Origin of the sequence: Micromonospora zhanjiangensis, from assembly GCF_042650605.1 — a bacterium.
Classification (GTDB): Bacteria; Actinomycetota; Actinomycetes; order Mycobacteriales; family Micromonosporaceae; genus Micromonospora_J; species Micromonospora_J zhanjiangensis.
Genome location: NZ_JBHSBN010000002.1, coordinates 176457 through 195184 on the forward strand (window position 1 = coordinate 176457; position 18728 = coordinate 195184).

Here is an 18728-nt window from a genome sequence, read left to right on the forward strand (position 1 = left end):
CCAGAATGCCCCGGGAACGCGCGAGTGCCCTGCTGGTGGACATGGACGGCGTACTGCGGCGGTGGGACCCGGAGGTGGTCGCCGCCGTCGAGCGCCGGTACGACCTGCCGGCCGGCGCCCTCTACGACACCGCGATGCGCTGGGCGTTGCTGCAACCGGCCATCACCGGTCAGATCACCCACGCCGACTGGATGGCGACCGTGGTGGACGCGCTGCGGGTGTCCGGGGTGGACGCCGACCGGGCCCGGGCCGCGGTCGACGAGTGGCAGCGCTACCGGGGCGAGGTGGACAAGGACGTGCTGACCCTGATCCGCCAGGTGCGGGCGGCCGGGATCCGGGTCGGCCTGGCCACCAACGCCACCGACGCGCTCGACGCCGACCTGGCCGACCTCGGGCTGGCCGGTGAGCTCGACGTGGTGGTCAACTCGTCGGTGCTCGGCGCGCACAAGCCGACAAAGGAGTACTTCGTCGAGGCCTGCCGGCTGGTCGGTGCGCCGCCGAAGCGGACGCTGTTCGTCGACGACACCGACCGGGCGGTCAGCGGGGCCCGCGCGGCGGGGCTGCCGGCGTACCGGTGGGACGGGCCGGCCGGGTTGCCCTACCTGCGGGCCGCCCTGGCGGTGTGACGCCGTCGGCTCCGCCCGCCGACGGCCGGGGTGGGTTCGGTCAGTCGCCGGTGACGCCGTCGATGCGTTCGCGGATCAGGTCGGCGTGGCCGTTGTGCCGGGCGTACTCCTCGATCATGTGGATGTAGGCCCAGCGCACGTTCCGGGTATGGCTGCCGCCGTCGGGGCGCCGTCGCACGAAGGTGTCGTCCAGCGACCTGCCGGCGACCGCCTCGCGGGCCGCCGCCACCTCCCGGTCGAAGGTGGCGAAGTCGGCCTCGGCGTCGGCGTCGGCGATGTCGTCCAGGTCACCGTCCGGACTGGCGTCCGTGTTGTAGAGGTCGTCGAGCTGCTCACCGGCGATCCGGATGCGGAACCACCAGCGTTCCACCTCGGTCATGTGCCGGACCAGGCCGAGCAGGGTCAGCTTGGACGGCTCGACGCTGGCGGTCTTGAGTTGCTCGGCGGTCAGGCCGGCGCACTTGAGCAGCAGGGTCTGCCGGTGGTAGTCGAGCCAGCCCTCGAGCATGGTGCGCTCGTCGCCGACGTACGGTTCGGTCTTCCGGTCCACGGCCGGTGCGGTCCACGTCATCCGGGCATTGTGCGGGTCGGCTGCGACAGGTGCGACGGCATTTCGGCGGGCCGGGCCGGTCTGTGCGTCGTCCCGTGACCGAAGTCACCGGTCAGGGGACGACGATCACCGGCCAGCGGCCGCAGCGGACCAGCCGGTTGGCGATCGAGCCGATCAGACGGTGCCCGGTGCCCTCGGACGAGCCGACCACCACCAGGTCGGCCCGCAGTTCGTCGGCGGCGGCGCGCAGCTCGCCGTACGGGTCGCCGCGCCGGGTCAGGAAGGTGATCGGCAGGGCCAGTTCCTCGGCGCCCCGGCGGCACTCCCGGCGCAGCTCGTCGGCGAGTTCGTCCTGGCAGCCCCGGACCGCGCCGGCGATCAGCCCGTCGCCCAGGATGTTCAGCGCCGACGGGGCGGCCACGTAGACCACCACCAGCCGGGACCGTTGCCGGCGGGCCAGTCCGGCCGCGTACGCGGCGGCCCGCAGCGAGGTGCGGGTGCCGTCCACCCCCACCAGCACCACCCGTGGGCCGTCCGTGCCGCGTTCGAACTCCGACCGGCGCTCGACCGGACCGTACTGTCCGCTGTTCGTCTCCGTGCTCACCGCGCACCCGCCTCGGTTCGGCTCGGCCAGGTCAGCTCACCGGGTGTGCCGTCCGCCGGCCGGCGCCTCGTGCCGCCCGCCGTCGTCCCCGTGGTGTGCGGCGCGGCCGGGGGCCTCGTGCCGGGCACCGCCGTCGCCGACCTCCAGCACCACCGGCGCGGTGGCGGCGGCGGCCACCTCGGCGCCCCGCTCCACCTGGGCGGACAGCTCGTTGCCGCTCTGCTGGCGCAGCGGAACCTCCTTGATCAGCAGCACCATCAGGATGGCGATCAGGCCGAACGGGGCGGCAGCCAGGAACACGTCGCCGGCGGCGTGCCCGTACGCGGTCTCCACCACCGCCCGGATCGGGGCGGGCAGCGTGTGCACGTCGGGAATCCTGGTGCCGCCGCCGGAGGTGGCCGGGATGCCCAGCCTGGCCAATCCCTCGGCCAAGTAGTCCTTCACCTTGTGGCCGAGCAGGGCGCCCAGCGCGGAGACGCCGACCGCGCCGCCGAGGCTGCGGAAGAAGGCGACCACCGAGCTGGCGGCACCCAGCTCGTGCGGTCCGACGGTGTTCTGCACGGCGAGCACCAGGTTCTGCATGGTCATGCCCAGGCCCAGGCCGATCAGTGCCATGTAGCAGCTGAGCAGCCGGAAGTCGGTGTCGGCGCGCATCGTGCCCATCAGGCCGAAGCCGATGGTGAGCAGGATCGAACCGGCGACCAGGTAGCGCTTCCACCGGCCGGTACGGCTGATCAGCCGGCCGGTCACGGTCGACGAGACCAGCAGGCCGAGGATCATCGGCAGGGTCATCAGGCCGGACATCGTCGGGCTCTGCCCGCGGCTGATCTGGAAGTACTGGCCGAGGAACACCGACGCGCCGAACATGGCCAGGCCGACCGCGATGCTGGCGAGCACGGACAGGGTGATGGTCCGGTTCCGGAACAGTCGCAGCGGGATGATCGGTTCGGCCGCCCGGGACTCGGCGCGGATGGCCAGCGCGCCGAGCAGCACCGCGCCGCCGACCAGCGCGGCGGTCTGCCAGGACAGCCAGGCGAAGTTGTTGCCGGCCAGCGAGACCCAGATCAGCAGCGCCGAGACCGCGCCCGTGATCAGGGTGGCGCCCAGGTAGTCGATCTTGACTTTCCGGGTGACGACCGGCAGGTGCAGGGTCTTCTGCAGCACCGCGATGGCCGCGATGGCGAACGGGATGCCGACGTAGAAGCACCACCGCCAGCCGAGCCAGGAGGTGTCCACGATCACGCCGCCGATCAGCGGGCCGCCGATCGTGCCGACGGCCATCACGGCGCCGAGGTAGCCGCTGTACCGGCCGCGCTCGCGGGGCGAGATCATCGCGGCCATGATCACCTGGGCCAGCGCGGTGAGGCCGCCGGCCCCGACGCCCTGCACCACCCGGCAGGCGATCAGCTGGCCGGTGGACTGGGACAGGCCGGCCAGCACCGAACCCAGCATGAAGATCACCAAGGCCAGCTGCACCAGGATCTTCTTGCTGGTCAGGTCGGCGAGCTTGCCCCAGATCGGGGTGGTCGCGGTGGTGGCCAGCAGGGTCGCGGTGACCACCCAGGTGTACGCCGACTGGGTGCCCTTCAGGTCGGCCAGGATCCGGGGCAGGGCGTTGGCGACCACCGTCGAGGACAGGATCGCCACGAACATGCCCAGCAGCAGGCCGGAGAGGGACTCCAGCACCTGTCGGTGGGTCATCGCGGCGCCGGCCGGCGCCGCGGCCGGCCTGGTTACGCTCTGCGTCATCTTTGATCCCCTGGCGGGTAGCCGTACCCCCGGTCGGACCCGCCACCCGCCGACCGGCTCGTTGCCTCGGGCAACCGTAATGCCATTTAGTTAGCCTGGGCAATTAACGTGACCGGGCCGACCGTCGGGGGTGGCGGGTGCGGGTCAGGATTCGTTGAAGCGGTGCAGCAGGCGCGCGAAATCGGCCAGCTCACCCGACGGCCAGCTCTCCAGGGTCCGCCGCAGCTGACCCAGCCGGGCCGTCCGGGCCTCGTCGAACCGGCGCTGGCCCTCCGCGGTCAGCGCCAGCAGCGCGGCCCGCCCGTCGGCCGGATCGGGATCCCGCTGCACCAGGCCCAGCGTCTCCAGGCCGCGCAACTGCCGGCTCAGCGTGCCCTTACTGATGCCCAGCAGGGTGGACAGGTCGGTCAACCGGATCGGACCGGACCGACGCAGCCAGAGCAACAGCCCGTACGCGCTGGCCTCCAGGTTGGGGTGCACCTCGCGGGCCATCTCCCAGGACACCGTCCGGAACCGGCGCAACAGCACGGTGAGCTCGTCCTCCACCGTCCGCAGGATGTCGGACCCGCCCCGCGCGGCCTCGTCGTCGGTCACCGGTACGAGAGTACGGTGACCCGACCACCCGGGTGGCTACCGGTCCTCGACCGTCCGTAACGGCAACGCGGCCACCGTCCGCAGCTCCCCGTCCCTGGTGGTGCCCTCGATCAGGACGTCGGCCCGCCCCCCGGCGTGCACCAGGGTGCTCACCGCGTTGCCGAAGTACGGACCGGCCACCTTGCGCCAGCGCACCGGCGGTCGGGGCAGCCCCGCCGAGCGGGCCAGCCCGGCCAACGCCCCGGCCGGGCCGCGCGCCCAGCCCAGCCGCATCAGCGGACGCATCGGCGCCGGCACCTGGTTGTGGATCGGCGAACAGGTGAGCTGGTGCACCGGCGTGGTCACCCCGTCGAGCCGGAACCGGGCCCGGGCCACGTACGAGTGGTGCACGTCCCCGGAGAGCACGCTGATCGTGGCGGGCGCCGGGTACGCCGGTCCGGCGCCGATCCGCTCGTCGGGTCCGGCGGGCCGGCCCGACCCGAGCCGGGCGAACAGCTCGGCGAGCGCCTCGAACGACCGCCGGAACGCGGCCCAGTGCTCCAGGTCCCAGGACCGGCGCAGCTTCTCCGACAGCGCCGCGACCCGCGGCCGGGACGACGCGGCCAGCCGTTCGTTCCACGACTCCAGGTGGTGGATGCCGGGCGGCAGCAGCCAGGGTAGCGAGGCGCCCACCACCAGGTGTTCGTACCGGCCGTGCGCCCGGTCCAGGAACCAGCCCCACTCGCCGGGTGGCAGCATCGCCCGGTGGGCCGGGTCGAGCACCCGGCTGCACCGGTTGTCCAGCATCACCAGCCGGGTCCGGCCCAGGTCCAGGGCGTACGACCACTGGTACTGCGCCGCCCGCCACTTCTCGGTGTCGTGCGCCACGTCCGACTCGGTGTCCACCCGGGTGGCGAACTCGGTCAGCAGCGCGGTGGCGTCCTCGGCGGCGACCACCTTGGCGTACAGCGGGTCGGTGGCGATCTCGTCCGGGTGCAGGTTGCCCAGGTGCTGGTAGACCCAGTACGAGGCCAGGCCGCTGACGATCCGCTCGGCCCACCACGGCTCCCGCCGGGCGTCCGCGCGCCAGGAGTCGGAGGTGTTCCAGTCGTCGATGATCTCGTGGTCGTCGAAGATCATTACGCTCGGCACGGTCGAGAACAGCCAGCGCATCTCCGGGTCGCGCCAGGACTCCAGGTAGAGCTTGGTGTACTCGTCGTAGGTCACCACCTGGTCGGCCGGAGCGCTCTTCGGCCGCCGGCGGCGGCGCTTGAGCAGCCGGCGGACTCGCGGCGAGGTGACGTCCGCGTAGACCTGGTCGCCGAGCAGCACCAGCAGGTCCGGCCAGTCCGGTCCCGGCCCGTCGCCGGCCATCATCCGCCGGGCGTACGCGTCCAGCGCGTCCGGCGGCAGCTTCCGGGTGGAGGAGTGCTGGGTGGCCTCCCGGCAGGAGCCGAACACCAGCCGGACCGGCTGGTCCCGGTCGTCCGCCGCCCGGGTACGGATCACGCTGGGCGGCTGTCGTCCGTCCGGCAGTGGCCACACCGGGTCGTCGTCCAGGTGGACCCGGTACTCCGTGGTCGAGTCCGGCGTCAGCCCGCGCACCACCACCAGCGCGTAGTGGTGCCCGTACGCGGTGAAGGTGCGCGACTGGCCGGCGGCCCCGCCGGACGTGCTCACCCGGACCGTGGCCGGCGCGCTGGTCTCCACCCAGATCGTCGCCCGGGTGTCCACCACCCGGCGCAGCAGGGGGCCGATCAGCAGTTCCGTCGTCACCGCGGCGACCAGCCGGGCGGGGACGGAACTCGGTCGTGCGTCATGATCGGGACCTCCGGTGCCGGGTGCGAGTCGATTCCGCACACCCGGAGGCCAGCCAGGCTACCGTGGCAGCCGACACGGTGCCGGACGCGGGCCGGGAGCGCGCCCGGGTGCCCACCTGGTGCGCCGGCTGGGAGCCCGCCGGGGGCATCTGTCAGGATTTCCCGCATGACGGATTACCTCGTCCTCAGTCTGGTCCTGCTGGGTGTGCTGCTGCTCGGCGGCCTCGGCCTCGTCGTGCCCAAGCTGCGCCGCCGGTCGCTGCCGCCGGAGCCCGAGGTGGACGTGCGCACCGAGGAGGAGGTCGCCGGGCCGCCGGTGCGGGCGCCGGAGGCCGAACGGGCACCCACCGGCACGCTGCCGCCACCGGTGGTGGAGGAACCGTGGGTCGAGGCGCCCCCGGTGGAGCGGCCCGAGCCCACCGCGGGCCGGTTGGTCCGGCTGCGTAACCGGCTGTCCCGGTCGCAGAGCGTCTTCGGCAAGGGCCTGCTCGGCCTGCTCTCCCGGGACCGGTTGGACGAGGACACCTGGGAGGAGATCGAGGACAGCCTGATCAGCGCCGACGTCGGGGTGGACGCCACCCGGGAGATCGTCGACCGGCTGCGCGAGCGGACCCGAGTGCTCGGCACCCGCGAGGTGACCGAGCTGCGCGACCTGCTCGCCGACGAGCTGGTCACCGCCCTGGACCCGACGCTGGACCGGTCGCTGAAGGCCGCCCGGCACGACGGCGTACCCGGGGTCGTCCTGGTCGTCGGGGTCAACGGGGCCGGCAAGACCACCACCTGCGGCAAGATCGCCCGGGTGCTGGTGGCCGACGGCCGCAGCGTGCTGCTCGGCGCCGCGGACACGTTCCGGGCCGCCGCGGCCGACCAGCTGGAGACCTGGGGAGCGCGGGTGGGCGCCGAGACGGTCCGCGGGCCGGAGGCGGCCGACCCGGCCAGCGTGGCCTTCGACGCGGTCCGCCGGGGCATCGAGACCGAGGTGGACACGGTGCTGATCGACACCGCCGGCCGGCTGCAGAACAAGGTCGGCCTGATGGACGAGCTGGGCAAGGTGAAGCGGGTGGTGGAGAAGCACGGCCCGATCGACGAGACGCTGCTCATCCTGGACGCCACCACCGGACAGAACGGCCTGGAGCAGGCCCGGGTCTTCACCGAGGCGGTCAACGTCACCGGCGTCGCGTTGACCAAGCTCGACGGCACGGCGAAGGGTGGCATCGTGATCGCGGTGCAGCGCAAGCTCGGCATCCCGGTGAAGCTGGTCGGGCTGGGCGAGGGCAAGGACGACCTGGCGCCGTTCGAGCCGAGGCAGTTCGTCGACGCGCTGCTCGGCGCCGACCAGTTCGGCGCGGACGCGTAACCTCGCTGTGACCGACATGCGGTTGGCACTCGGGGCGGGCCGTGATCGGTTCGCCGGGACCCGGGAGAGGCGCTCGTGACTTCGCAGGAGATCCCGCTGCACGGCGGCAACGTCAGCACGGTGGTCCGGGTCGGCGACACGGTCCGGCGCAACGTCGGCCCGTGGACCCCCTCGGTGCACGCGCTGCTGCGCCACCTGGAGTACGTCGGCTTCACCGGTTCGCCCCGGGTGCTCGGCATGGACGAGCGCAACCGCGAGGTGCTCTCCTACCTGGAGGGGGAGTGCGGGGAGTACCCGCTCGCCCCGCACTGGGTCACCGACGATGCGTTGACCACGGTCGCCACCATGCTGCGGATGTTCCACGACGCCCAGTACGGCTTCACCCCGCCACCGACCGCGGTGTGGCGCTCGTTCGGGCCGCCGCCGCCGGACACCGAGGTGATCTGCCACCACGACGCCGCGCCGCACAACGTCATCTGGCGGCCGGACGGCACCCTCGCCCTGATCGACTTCGACCTGGCCTCGCCGGGCGCCCGGATCTACGACGTGGCCTACGCCGCCTGGACCTGGGTGCCGCTCTTCTCCGACCGGGACTCCTACACCCTGGGCTGGAAACGACCCGACCGGCCGCGCCGGCTGCGGCTGTTCGCCGACGCGTACGGGCTGATCCCGCGCGACCGGCACCGGCTGGTCCGGACCATCCGCAAGCGGATCGTCGACCACGTCGAGGGCATCCGCCGGATGGCCGCCGCTGGTGACCCGGCCTTCGTCCGGATCGTGCACAAGGGGCACCTCCGCCGGCCGATGCGGGACCTGCGGCTGCTCGACTACGAACGGCACGTGCTCGAGTACGCCCTGCGCTGAGCGGCCCCGCCCGGCCCGGCGCCGGCGGCGGTCCGCGCGCCGGTCGGGGCCACCCGGGTCGGGGTCACAACGGGCCGGTCTCGTCCGCCGGACCGGCTTCACATGTCCGAAACAATCCGTCACCCACCCGAAACGGGTTGGGAACCGTGCGCGAAACAGCCGGCCGGGAAGCTTTCCGACCAACCGGGTGCCGGGGCGGTGCTGCCCCTGGCGAACCGGATGGGAGGCAACTTCATATCGAGGAGGCCAGCGTGCCGGAAGCGACGATCGACCACGGCCACACCGCGTGGCTGCTGGTGTCGACAGCGCTCGTCCTGCTGATGACGCCCGGTCTGGCGCTGTTCTACGGCGGTCTGAACCGGTCCAAGGGCGTCCTGAACATGATGTTGATGAGCTTCTCCACCATCGGACTGATCTCCGTGCTGTGGCTCATCTACGGTTTCTCGCTCGCCTTCGGCACCAACGACGGCGAGGGCGCCAACAACGTGATCGGCAGCTTCACGCAATATCTGGGCAACAAGACCTTTCCCACCGAGTTGTGGGGCGCCACGGCGGACAACCCCAGCGGGATCGGCATCCCGACGTACGTCTTCCTGGCCTTCCAGCTGACCTTCGCGGTGATCACCGTCGCGCTGATCAGCGGTGCCATCTCCGACCGGACCAAGTTCGCCGGGTGGCTGCTGTTCGCGTTCGGCTGGTTCACCGTCGTCTACGTGCCGGTGGCGCACTGGATCTGGGGTGGCGGCTGGATCGCCACCAAGCTGCACGCCCTCGACTTCGCCGGCGGTACGGCGGTGCACATCAACGCCGGTGCGGCGGCGCTGGCGCTCGCCATCGTGCTGGGCAAACGGATCGGTTGGCCCAAGGACAGCTTCAAACCGCACAACGTCCCGTTCGTGGCGCTCGGTGCCGGTCTGCTGTGGTTCGGCTGGTTCGGCTTCAACGCCGGTTCCGAACTCACCGTGGACAGCGTGACCGGGTTGGCCTTCATCAACACCCAGGTGGCCACCGCCGCCGCGGTGCTGGGCTGGCTGGTCGTCGAGTGGCTGCGCAACGGCAAACCGACCCTGGTGGGGGCCTCGTCCGGCGCGGTCGCCGGCCTGGTGGCGATCACCCCGGCCTGTGGCTTCATCGCGCCGTACTCGGCGGTGCTGCTCGGCCTGGTGGCCGGTGCGGTCTGCGCGCTGGCGGTCAGCCTGAAGTACCGGTTCGGCTTCGACGACTCGCTCGACGTGGTGGGCGTGCACTTCGTCGGCGGTTGGATCGGCTCGCTGTGGCTGGGGCTGTTCGCGGCCACCTCCGTCAACAGCGCGATCGGTGAGGTCGTCGGCGCCTCCGACGGCCTGTTCTACGGCGGCGGGCTGACCCAGCTGGGCCGGCAGGCCGCGGCCAGCGCCGCGGTGACGGTGTGGTCGTTCGGCATCGCCCTGCTGCTCGGTCTGCTGATCAAGAAGACGATCGGGTTCCGCGCCTCGGCCGAGGCCGAGGTCGAGGGCATCGACATCGCCGAGCACGCCGAGAGCGGGTACGACCTGACCCCGGCGGGCGGCGGCAGCGGCGGTGGTGGTGGCGCGTTCGCCATGGCCGGCCTCGGCCGTCCGGCGGGCACCCCGGCCGAGGAGCCGGCGTCGGACACCGACCCGGCCGAGACGGTCACCGAGAAGGTCCCCGGTTAACGTTCCGCAGATGGAGGGTTTGGACATGAAACTGGTGACCGCGGTCATCAAGCCGTACCAGCTGGACGCCGTGAAGGAGGCGCTGCACGCCCTCGGCGTGGCCGGTCTGACCGTCAGCGAGGTCCAGGGCTACGGCCGGCAGAAGGGGCACACCGAGGTGTACCGGGGCGCCGAGTACACGGTCGAGTTCCTGCCCAAGATCAGGGTCGAGGTGCTCACCGACGAGATCGACGTGGACAAGGTGGTCGACGCCATCGTCGGGGCCGCCCGGACGGGCAAGATCGGTGACGGCAAGGTGTGGGTGACCGGAGTCGAGGACGTGGTCCGGGTCCGTACCGGCGAGCGCGGCCTCGACGCGCTGTAGCCCGTGACGGCCTCTTCTGCCGGGAAGGGTACGCCGGGCGGGATCGCGACCGATCCCGTCGGCCCGCGGGTCGACGGGATCGGCGCGGACGCCCGCCGGCGCCGGGCGGCCACGCTCGACGCCTGGCTCGCCGACCGCTACGCGACCGGGCTGCGGGCCGCCGGCTTCCCGCCGGGCGGCCCCACCTCGGCCGGTTCGCCGCCGGTGGCGCTGGCCGCCACCGGCGGTCTGGGTCGTCGGCAGTGCGCCCCGCACGGCGACCTCGACCTGCTGTTGCTGCACGGCGGTGTGGCCGGACTGGACCGGCTCGCCACCGCGCTGTGGTACCCGGTCTGGGACGCCGGGCTGCCGCTGGACCACTCGGTCCGTACCGTCGCCGAGGCGCTCTCGGTGGCCCACGACGACGTCAAGGTGGCGCTCGCCCTGCTCGACCTGCGGCACGTGGCCGGGGACCGGGCGCTGACCGACCAGCTGGCCGCCGCCGCGGCCGACCAGTGGCGGCGTACCGCCGTGCGCCGGTTGCCCGGGCTGCGCGAGCTGACCGACGCCCGCTGGGCCGCGCACGGCGAACTCGCCTTCCTGCTCGAGGGGGACCTGAAGGAGGCGGCCGGCGGGCTGCGCGACGTCGGCGTGCTGCGCGCCGTCGCGCAGTCCGGGCTCACCGACGCGCTCCGCCCCGCGGTCCGGGCCGCGCACCTGCGGCTGCTGGACACCCGGGACGCGCTGCACACCGCCACCGGCCGCCGGGTCGACCGGCTGGTCGCCCAGGAACGGGCGGCCGTCGCCGACCTGCTCGGGGTGGACGGCCCGGACATCCTGTCCCGCCGGGTGTCCGGCGACGCCCGGACGGTCAGTCACGCGCTGGACGACGCCTGGCGGGCCGTGGACCGGCTGCGGTCGGCCCGCCGCCGGGGTGCCCCCGGGCACCCGGTCCGCCGGCCGGTGGCCCGGGACGTGGTGGCCCACGACGGCGAGCTGGTGCTGGCCCGGACCGCCATCGGCGCCCGGCCCGACCCGAGCCTGGCGCTGCGGGTGGCCGCCGCCTCGGCGAGCACCGGGCTGCCGATCGCGCGGGCCACCTGCGAGTGGCTCGCCGCCTACTGTCCGCCGCTGCCGACGCCGTGGCCGGCCGCCGCCCGGGCCGCGCTGATCACGCTGCTCGGCGCCGGTCCCGGCCTGGTGCCCACCTGGGAGACCTGCGACCGGTACGGATTGGTCGACGGCTGGCTGCCGGAGTGGCCCCGGCTGCGCAGCCTGCCGCAGCACAACCCGGTGCACCGGTTCACCCTGGACCGGCACCTGGTGCAGACCGCGGCCGAGGCGACCCGGCACACCCGCGAGGTGGACCGGCCGGACCTGCTGCTGCTCGGCGCGTTCCTGCACGACATCGGCAAGGGGCTCGGCGCGGACCACAGCCTGGACGGCGTACCGGTGGCCGCCCGGGTGGCCACCCGGATCGGCCTGCCGCCGGCCGAGGTGGCCACGGTGGAGAAGCTGGTCCGGCTGCACCTGATGCTGCCCGAGGTGGCCACCCGCCGGGACCTGGCCGACCCGGTCACCATCGCGAGCGTGGCCGAGGCGGTCGGCGACCCGGGCACCCTCGACCTGCTGCACGCGTTGGCCCGGGCCGACGCCCGGGCCACCGGACCGGCCGCCTGGTCGGACTGGAAGGGACGGCTGATCGCCGAACTGGTCGGTCGGGTACGTATCGCGCTGGACACCGGCGCGCTGCCGGCGCCACCGGAGCCCGATCCCGGGCTGGTGGCCGGGCCGCTGCCGGTCGTACAGCTGACCGGGGACCGGGTGGCGGTGGCCGCGGCCGACCGGCGTGGCCTGCTCGCCGCGGTGGCCGGGTGCCTGGCCCTGCACCGGCTGGAGGTGCTGGCCGCGGACGCCGCCACGGTGGCCGACCGGGCACTTGTGGAGTTCCGTGTGCAGCCGCGGTACGGCACCCCGCCCGACCCGGTCGCGCTCGCCGCCGACCTGCGCCGCGCGGTCACCGGCGACGTGTCGGTCAACCAGCGGCTGCGCGGTCGGGCGCTGGCGGCCCGGGGCGCCGGCGCGGCGCCGCGGATCGTCTGGCACCGGGAGGCGGCCACCGACGCGGTGGTGCTGGAGCTGCGCGCGGCCGACGCCGCCGGCCTGCTCTACCGGGTCGCCAGCGCGCTGGACGCCGCGGGCGGCCAGGTCCGGGCGGCCCGGATCAGCACCCTGGGCGCCGACGTGGTGGACGCGTTCTACCTCACCGGCGACTGGTCCGACGAGGCCGACCGGGACCGGGTCACCGCGGCGGTCCTGGCCGCCGTCTGACCGTCCGGCCGTCCGGCGGGTACGTCCCGGCGCGTAGCCGCGGAGCCGTCCGCGGCCGGACGCGCCGGGCGGCGGACTCGGCGACCGTGTGGGGCATGGACGACACGGATCCGGTCGAGTTCCCGGTGCGTACCACCGGGCTGACCAAACGGTACGGCGAGATCACCGCCGTGGACGCGCTGGACCTGGCCGTGCCGGCCGGCCAGGTCTACGGCTTCCTCGGCCCCAACGGCGCCGGCAAGACCACCACCCTGCGGATGCTGCTCGGCCTGGTCCGGCCGACCGCCGGCACGGTACGGGTGCTCGGGCGTCCGCCCGGCCGGCTCGCCGGGGTGGGTGCCCTGATCGAGGGCCCGGCCTTCTACCCGTACCTGTCGGGACGGGACAACCTGCGGGTGCTGGCCCGGTACACCGGCACCGGGCGGGCCCGGATCGAGACCGTGCTGGAAATGGTCGACCTGGCCGACCGGGGGGCCGACCGGTACGCCGGCTACTCGCTGGGCATGAAACAGCGGCTCGGGGTGGCCGCCGCGCTGCTGAAGAACCCCCGGCTGCTGATCCTCGACGAACCGACCAACGGGCTCGACCCGGCCGGGATGGCCGACATGCGCGCCCTGGTCCGCCGGCTCGGCGCGGGCGGCTGCACCGTGCTGCTCTCCAGCCACCTGCTCGGCGAGGTGCAGCAGGTCTGCGACCGGGTGGCGGTGGTGGCGGACGGCCGGCTGGTCGCCGAGTCCACGGTCGCCGACCTGCGCGGCGGGACCAGCCTGCGGGTGTCGGCGAGCCCGCTCGGTCGGGCGGTCGGGCTGGCCCGCACGCTGCTCGGCGCGGACCGGGTCCGGGTCGTCGACGGCGCGCTGGACCTGACCGTCGAGCCGGACCGCGCGGCCTGGATCAACGGCGAACTCGTCGCCGCCGGCGTGGCGGTCAGCGGGCTGCGGCCGTACGAGCGGGACCTGGAGCAGGTGTTCCTGGAACTCACGAAGGGAGAGCCCGCGCATGTGGGGTAGTCACCGGGCGGCCGTCTGGGGGTGCTGCCGGGCGGAACTGACCAAGCTGCTGCGTCGGCCGGCGAACTGGCTCCTGTTCGCCGTGGCCCTGGTGCTCAGCCTGACCTTCACCTACGCCGTCCCGTACGCCGGCTACGCGGCCGGCACCGGTGGCGTACGCAGCAGCCGGGGCCTGCCCGCGCTGCTGCCGGAACACCTGGTCGGCAACTCGATCGGCGGGCTGCCGGTCTTCTCCGGCGCGATCGTGCTGATCCTCGCCGTGCTGGCCGTCGGTGGCGAGTACGGCTGGGGCACCTGGAAGACGGTGCTCACCCAGGGCCCGGGGCGGACCGTGCTGTACGCCGGCAAGCTGCTCGCCCTGGCGGCCGCCGCGCTGGTGCTGGTGCTGGCGATGTTCGGCACCGGCGCGCTGGCCAGCGCCGGTATCGCCGCGGCCGAGGGCCGGCCGGTGACCTGGCCGCCGCTGGGTGACCTGATCACCGGCATCGGGGCCGGCTGGCTCGTCGCCGCCATGTGGGCCGCCCTGGGTGGGCTGCTCGCGGTGTTGCTGCGCGGGGTGGCGGTGGCCGTCGGGCTCGGCCTGGTCTGGCTGCTGGCGGTGCAGAACCTGCTGGCCAGCATCGCCGCGCCGCTGCTGCCCTGGGTGGCCGACCTGCAGAAGGCGTTGCCCGGCCCGAACGCCGGGTCGCTGGTCGCCTCGCTGGGCGCCGGCGCGGACACCCCGGGTGTGGCGCAACTCGTCGGCGTCGGCCGGGCGACCCTGGTGGTGGCCGGTTACCTGGTCGGTTTCGCGCTGCTCACCGTCGCGTTGCTGCGCCGCCGCGACGTGGTGTGAGAGCGTGCCGTGCATGCGTCCGCGCAACTGGCTGTTCGACGCGCTGCTCGCCCTGGTGCTGGCGCACGCCGCGGTGATCGGCACGCCGTACGCGGGGTTGCGGCAGCCCGGCAGCGCCCGGGTCGACGGCGTCGCGGTGGCCCTGATCGTGCTGGCCGGCGCGGCGCTGGTGGTCCGCCGCCGGTGGCCGCTGGTCACCTTCGCGGTGACGGCCGGGGCGACCTCGGTCTACCTGCTGCGCGGGCTGCCGTACGGGCCGATCCTGTTCATCTGCGGCGTCGCCGTCTACACGGTGGCGATGCTGCTGCCGACCCGACGGGCGGTGCCGACCGGCGTGGTCGCGCTGGTGCTCGTGGTGCTGCACAATGTCACCGGACCGGCCGACCTGGCGGCGCTGCTGCCCGAGACGGCCGTGGTGGTGGTGCCGTTCGCGCTCGGCACCACGGTCCGGTTGAGCCGGGACGCGGCCCGTCGCGCCCGCGAGGAGCGGGCCCGCGAGGTGGCGTCCGACGAGCGGCTGCGGGTCGCGCAGGAGGTACACGACGTGGTCGGGCACGGGCTCGCGGCGATCAACATGCAGGCCGAGATCGCCCTGCACCTGCTGCCCAGCCGGCCCGAGCAGGCCGAGGTGGCGTTGACGGCGATCAGCCGGACCAGCAAGGAGGCGCTGGACGAGTTGCGCGCCACGCTGTCGGTGCTGCGCCGCAGCGGCGAGGAGCGGGCCCCCACGCCGGGGCTGGCCCAGTTGCCCGCCCTGGTCGACCGGCTGACCGGCACCGGCCTGGCGGTGACCCTGGACGTGCCCGGCGAACCGCCGGACCTGCCGCTGGCGGTGGACCTGGCCGCCTACCGGGTGGTGCAGGAGGCGTTGACCAACGTGCTGCGGCACGCCGGTTCCGCCACCGCCACGGTCCGGGTGGCATACCTGCCGGACGCGCTGACCGTGGAGGTCACCGACACCGGTACGGGCGGTCGCGCCGCGCCGGTCGGCGGGGGCGGGGGTCGCGCCGCGCCGGCCGGCGGGCCGGCACCGGCCGGTGGGTCGGGCGGCCCGTCGTCGGCCCGGACCGACGAGGGCCGGGGGAGCGGACCGGTCGCCGGGCACGGCATCCCGGGCATGCGCGAGCGGGTCACCGCCCTCGGTGGCACCTTCACCGCCGGGCCGCTGCCCGGCACCGGTTTCCGGGTGTACGCCCGGCTGCCCGTCGAGGACCGCCGATGACTGTTCAGGAGTGTCGATGACCGTCCGGGTGCTGATCGCCGACGACCAGGATCTGATCCGGCTGGGCCTGCGCGCGCTGGTGGAGAGCGAGGCGGACCTGGCCGTGGTCGGCGAGGCCGCCGACGGGCTGGCCGCGGTGGCGGTGGCCGGCCGGGAACGCCCCGACGTGGTGCTGATGGACGTCCGGATGCCCGGCATCGACGGGATCGAGGCGACCCGGCGGATCGTCGCCGACCCAGGGCTCGCCGGCACCCGGGTGATCGTGCTGACCACGTTCGAGCTGGACGAGTACGTCTTCGACGCGCTCCGGTACGGCGCCAGCGGCTTTCTGATCAAGGACACCAAGCCGACGGAACTGCTCCGGGCGATCCGGCTGGTGGCCGAGGGTGAGGCGTTGCTGTCGCCGTCGGTGACCCGGCGGGTGGTCCGCGAGTTCGCGACCCGGCCGTCCCGGGTGCCCCGGCCGCACCCCCGGCTGGACTCGTTGACCGAGCGGGAACGGGAGGTGGTGGGGCTGGTCGGCGAGGGGCTGAGCAACGAGGAGATCGCCGCCCGGCTGGTGCTCAGCCCGGCCACCGCCCGTACCCATGTCAGTCGGGCGATGGTCAAGCTCGCCGCCCGGGACCGCGCCCAGCTCGTCGTCTTCGCGTACCAGTCCGGCCTGGTCGACCGCTGAGCCGCCGGTCGTCGGGTGACCGGCGGGTCGGCGCGGTCCGGGCGGCCACCGGCTCGGCCGGGTGGGCCGCCCGGCGATCCGATCCGATCCGATCTGGCCGAGGCGGGGGCGGGGTGCCCGAGCGGGCTGCGGCGCGGGGAGTGGCCCGGGCGGCTACCCTTGCGGTGGCCGGGGCGGGTACGCGCCAAACTGGACTCTGCCTGCTGACTTACGACAAAACGGGATGTTGCGCCGTGTTTGACACCTTGAGTGACCGCCTTTCCGGGATCTTCACCAAGCTCCGCGGAAAGGGCCGACTCACCGACGCCGACATCGACGCCACCGCGCGCGAGATCCGTCTCGCGCTGCTGGAGGCGGACGTCGCCCTGCCCGTGGTCAAGGGCTTCATCGCCCGGGTCAAGGAGCGGGCCCGGGGCGCCGAGGTGTCCCAGGCGCTCAACCCGGCCCAGCAGATCGTCAAGATCGTTCACGAGGAACTGATCAACATCCTCGGCGGCGAGGACCGGCGGCTCCAGTTCGCCAAGCAGCCGCCCACCGTGATCATGCTGGCCGGTCTGCAGGGTTCCGGTAAGACCACGCTCGCCGGCAAGCTGGCCCGCTGGCTCAAGGGCCAGGGTCACCAGCCGCTGCTGGTCGCCGCCGACCTCCAGCGCCCCAACGCCGTCGGGCAGCTCCAGGTGCTCGGTGGTCGGGCCGGCGTCGAGGTGTACGCCCCGGAGCCCGGCAACGGTGTCGGCGACCCGGTGCAGGTGGCCCGCGCCTCGATCGAGCACGCCCGCCGGGCCGCCCGGGACATCGTCATCGTCGACACCGCCGGTCGGCTCGGTATCGACGCGGAGATGATGCGGCAGGCCGCCGACATCCGGGACGCGGTCGAGCCGGACGAGGTCATCTTCGTCATCGACGCGATGGTCGGCCAGGACGCCGTCCGTACCGCGGAGGCGTTCCGCGACGGGGTCGGCATCACCGGTGTGGTGTTGTCCAAGCTGGACGGTGACGCCCGGGGTGGCGCCGCGCTGTCGGTCCGCGAGGTGACCGGCCAGCCGATCATGTTCGCCTCCACCGGTGAGAAGCTGGAGGACTTCGACGTCTTCCACCCGGACCGGATGGCCAGCCGGATCCTCGGCATGGGCGACGTCCTCACCCTGATCGAGCAGGCCGAACAGGCCTTCGACGCCGATCAGAAGGAGAAGATGACCGCCAAGCTGATGGGCGGTGAGACCTTCACCCTGGAGGACTTCCTCGACCAGCTCATCGCGGTCCGGCGGATGGGCCCGATCGCCAACGTGCTGTCGATGATGCCCGGCATGGGGCAGATGAAGGACCAGCTCGCCGAGCTGGACGACAAGCACTTCGACCGGGTGACCGCCATCATCCGGTCGATGACCCCCGGCGAGCGGACCAACCCGAAGATCATCAATGGTTCCCGGCGGGCCCGGATCGCGAACGGCTCCGGGGTCACCGTGATGGACGTCAACCAGCTGCTCAACCGCTTCACCGAGGCGCAGAAGATGATGAAGCAGATGGGCGGCATGATGGGCCTGCCCGGGGCGGGCCGGCGCAAGGCCACGAAGTCCCCGAAGAACAAGCGCAAGGGCACCAAGGGCGGCGGCCGGCCGCGCAGCGGCGGCCCGGCCGGCGGGATGCCCGCCGGGTTCCCGGGCGGGATGCCGCAGCTGCCGCCGGGCCTGGACCCGAACGACCTGGCCGGCGGTCAGGGCCTACCGCCGGGGTTCAAGCTGCCGAACCTCGACTTCAACAAGCTGACCAAGCGCGACAAGGGCAAGGACCGATAACCTGGACGAGCGGCGTGTCGTGAACGGTGAGCGACACTCTCATTGCTTAGGGTGATGGGGATCCTTTGGAAGGAGATGTCATGACCGCGGCCCCGATCCTGCCCGAGCGGCAGGAGTGGACGGTTGACGACCTCGGCGGACTGCCGCCGGACCTTCCGTACGAACTGGTCAACGGAAGGTTGATCTTGCCGTCCCCTACCGCCCTTCACCAGGACCTGTGCGTCGATCTTGTGTTGGCGCTACGGATGAATTGTCCGCCCGATTACATCATCAGCATCGATCAGTCGATGTCGGTCGACCGGCGCAACGAACCACGACCGGACGTCGTGGTGATCCGTCGGGAGCACGCCGACCGCAGCCCCGTTCCGGTCGGATCGGTCCAACTCGCGGTCGAGGTCCTCTCGCCGACGTCGATCTTCCGCGACATGTACGACAAGGCCAAGGTCTACGCGCACGCCGGAGTGCGGGCGTACTGGGTGGTCGATCCGTTGCACGGGCCGATCACGCTGACCGAGTACCTGCTCAGCCCGAACGGCGAGTACGAGGCACTCACCCACACGGCCGACCTCTTCGTCACCGAGCGACCGTGGAAGGTCTCGGTCGACCTGCCCGCGCTGACCGCCCGGCGGGCCGGTGTGCTGGCCCGGGCCGGGCAGGAGCACGCGGAAGGCTGACCGTACGCCGAAGGGTGCAACG

17 protein-coding genes are annotated in these 18728 nt (G+C 73.2%); 12 read left to right on the forward strand and 5 right to left on the reverse strand.

Features of this window, described 5'->3' with window-relative positions:
• Window positions 1-5 precede the first annotated feature (5 nt).
• Complete coding sequence (locus tag ACFOX0_RS03900; protein WP_377542080.1) at window positions 6-626, forward strand: HAD-IA family hydrolase; 621 nt, start codon at window positions 6-8, stop codon at window positions 624-626.
• Window positions 627-666: 40 nt separating this feature from the next.
• On the opposite strand, the gene ACFOX0_RS03905 is transcribed toward ACFOX0_RS03900, so the two are convergent.
• The 5 genes from ACFOX0_RS03905 to ACFOX0_RS03925 all read right to left on the reverse strand — a co-directional run bounded on the left by ACFOX0_RS03905 (window position 667) and on the right by ACFOX0_RS03925 (window position 5878).
• Window positions 667-1197, reverse strand: a complete 531-nt coding sequence (locus tag ACFOX0_RS03905; protein WP_377542081.1) for a DinB family protein — start codon at window positions 1195-1197, stop codon at window positions 667-669.
• A 91-nt stretch (window positions 1198-1288) separates the two neighbouring features.
• Window positions 1289-1780, reverse strand: coding sequence for a universal stress protein (locus tag ACFOX0_RS03910; protein WP_377542082.1), 492 nt, complete (start codon window positions 1778-1780; stop codon window positions 1289-1291).
• 36 nt (window positions 1781-1816) lie between these two features.
• Window positions 1817-3529: an MDR family MFS transporter gene (locus tag ACFOX0_RS03915; protein WP_377542083.1), complete on the reverse strand. Its 1713-nt coding sequence runs from the start codon at window positions 3527-3529 to the stop codon at window positions 1817-1819.
• Between the two features lie 144 nt (window positions 3530-3673).
• Window positions 3674-4123 (reverse strand): MarR family winged helix-turn-helix transcriptional regulator, encoded by a 450-nt coding sequence (locus ACFOX0_RS03920; protein WP_377542084.1) that lies wholly within the window; start codon window positions 4121-4123, stop codon window positions 3674-3676.
• Window positions 4124-4159: 36 nt separating this feature from the next.
• Window positions 4160-5878, reverse strand: a complete 1719-nt coding sequence (locus ACFOX0_RS03925; protein ID WP_377542085.1) for an alkaline phosphatase D family protein — start codon at window positions 5876-5878, stop codon at window positions 4160-4162.
• A gap of 210 nt (window positions 5879-6088) precedes the next feature.
• Between ACFOX0_RS03925 and ftsY the strand changes: the two genes are divergently transcribed.
• The 11 genes from ftsY (at window position 6089) to ACFOX0_RS03980 (ending at window position 18706) form a co-directional block, all read left to right on the forward strand.
• Complete coding sequence (gene ftsY, locus ACFOX0_RS03930; RefSeq protein WP_377542086.1) at window positions 6089-7279, forward strand: signal recognition particle-docking protein FtsY; 1191 nt, start codon at window positions 6089-6091, stop codon at window positions 7277-7279.
• Window positions 7280-7354: 75 nt separating this feature from the next.
• Window positions 7355-8143 (forward strand): aminoglycoside phosphotransferase family protein, encoded by a 789-nt coding sequence (locus tag ACFOX0_RS03935; protein ID WP_377542088.1) that lies wholly within the window; start codon window positions 7355-7357, stop codon window positions 8141-8143.
• A 251-nt stretch (window positions 8144-8394) separates the two neighbouring features.
• Window positions 8395-9819 (forward strand): ammonium transporter, encoded by a 1425-nt coding sequence (locus ACFOX0_RS03940; protein ID WP_377542089.1) that lies wholly within the window; start codon window positions 8395-8397, stop codon window positions 9817-9819.
• A 25-nt stretch (window positions 9820-9844) separates the two neighbouring features.
• The gene (locus tag ACFOX0_RS03945) at window positions 9845-10183 is read left to right on the forward strand and encodes a P-II family nitrogen regulator (protein ID WP_377542515.1); all 339 of its coding nucleotides are present in this window, start codon (window positions 9845-9847) and stop codon (window positions 10181-10183) included.
• A 42-nt stretch (window positions 10184-10225) separates the two neighbouring features.
• Window positions 10226-12493, forward strand: a complete 2268-nt coding sequence (locus ACFOX0_RS03950) for a [protein-PII] uridylyltransferase (protein WP_377542516.1) — start codon at window positions 10226-10228, stop codon at window positions 12491-12493.
• Window positions 12494-12588: 95 nt separating this feature from the next.
• Window positions 12589-13503, forward strand: coding sequence for an ABC transporter ATP-binding protein (locus ACFOX0_RS03955; RefSeq protein ID WP_377542091.1), 915 nt, complete (start codon window positions 12589-12591; stop codon window positions 13501-13503).
• Window positions 13493-14338 carry an ABC transporter permease gene (locus ACFOX0_RS03960; protein WP_377542092.1) on the forward strand — a complete coding sequence of 282 codons (846 nt, stop codon included), beginning with the start codon at window positions 13493-13495 and terminating at the stop codon, window positions 14336-14338. The genes ACFOX0_RS03955 and ACFOX0_RS03960 overlap by 11 nt, the downstream gene beginning before the upstream one ends.
• A gap of 13 nt (window positions 14339-14351) precedes the next feature.
• A complete protein-coding gene (locus ACFOX0_RS03965; protein ID WP_377542093.1) occupies window positions 14352-15560 on the forward strand; it encodes a sensor histidine kinase in 1209 nt (402 codons plus the stop codon).
• A 16-nt stretch (window positions 15561-15576) separates the two neighbouring features.
• Window positions 15577-16236 carry a response regulator transcription factor gene (locus ACFOX0_RS03970; protein ID WP_377542094.1) on the forward strand — a complete coding sequence of 220 codons (660 nt, stop codon included), beginning with the start codon at window positions 15577-15579 and terminating at the stop codon, window positions 16234-16236.
• A gap of 233 nt (window positions 16237-16469) precedes the next feature.
• A complete protein-coding gene (gene ffh / locus ACFOX0_RS03975; RefSeq protein WP_377542095.1) occupies window positions 16470-18032 on the forward strand; it encodes a signal recognition particle protein in 1563 nt (520 codons plus the stop codon).
• An 80-nt stretch (window positions 18033-18112) separates the two neighbouring features.
• Window positions 18113-18706 carry a Uma2 family endonuclease gene (locus ACFOX0_RS03980; protein ID WP_377542096.1) on the forward strand — a complete coding sequence of 198 codons (594 nt, stop codon included), beginning with the start codon at window positions 18113-18115 and terminating at the stop codon, window positions 18704-18706.
• Window positions 18707-18728: the final 22 nt, after the last annotated feature.

Bases quoted from the DNA above. Each gene is read 5' to 3' on its own strand.
- ACFOX0_RS03900 (WP_377542080.1), top strand. From the start codon at position 6: ATGCCCCGGGAACGCGCGAGTGCCCTGCTGGTGGACATGGACGGCGTA.
- ACFOX0_RS03905 (WP_377542081.1), bottom strand. From the start codon at position 1,197: ATGACGTGGACCGCACCGGCCGTGGACCGGAAGACCGAACCGTACGTC.
- ACFOX0_RS03915 (WP_377542083.1), bottom strand. From the start codon at position 3,529: ATGACGCAGAGCGTAACCAGGCCGGCCGCGGCGCCGGCCGGCGCCGCG.
- ftsY (WP_377542086.1), top strand. From the start codon at position 6,089: ATGACGGATTACCTCGTCCTCAGTCTGGTCCTGCTGGGTGTGCTGCTG.
- ACFOX0_RS03945 (WP_377542515.1), top strand. From the start codon at position 9,845: ATGAAACTGGTGACCGCGGTCATCAAGCCGTACCAGCTGGACGCCGTG.
- ACFOX0_RS03955 (WP_377542091.1), top strand. From the start codon at position 12,589: ATGGACGACACGGATCCGGTCGAGTTCCCGGTGCGTACCACCGGGCTG.
- ACFOX0_RS03960 (WP_377542092.1), top strand. From the start codon at position 13,493: ATGTGGGGTAGTCACCGGGCGGCCGTCTGGGGGTGCTGCCGGGCGGAA.
- ACFOX0_RS03965 (WP_377542093.1), top strand. From the start codon at position 14,352: ATGCGTCCGCGCAACTGGCTGTTCGACGCGCTGCTCGCCCTGGTGCTG.
- ACFOX0_RS03970 (WP_377542094.1), top strand. From the start codon at position 15,577: ATGACCGTCCGGGTGCTGATCGCCGACGACCAGGATCTGATCCGGCTG.
- ACFOX0_RS03980 (WP_377542096.1), top strand. From the start codon at position 18,113: ATGACCGCGGCCCCGATCCTGCCCGAGCGGCAGGAGTGGACGGTTGAC.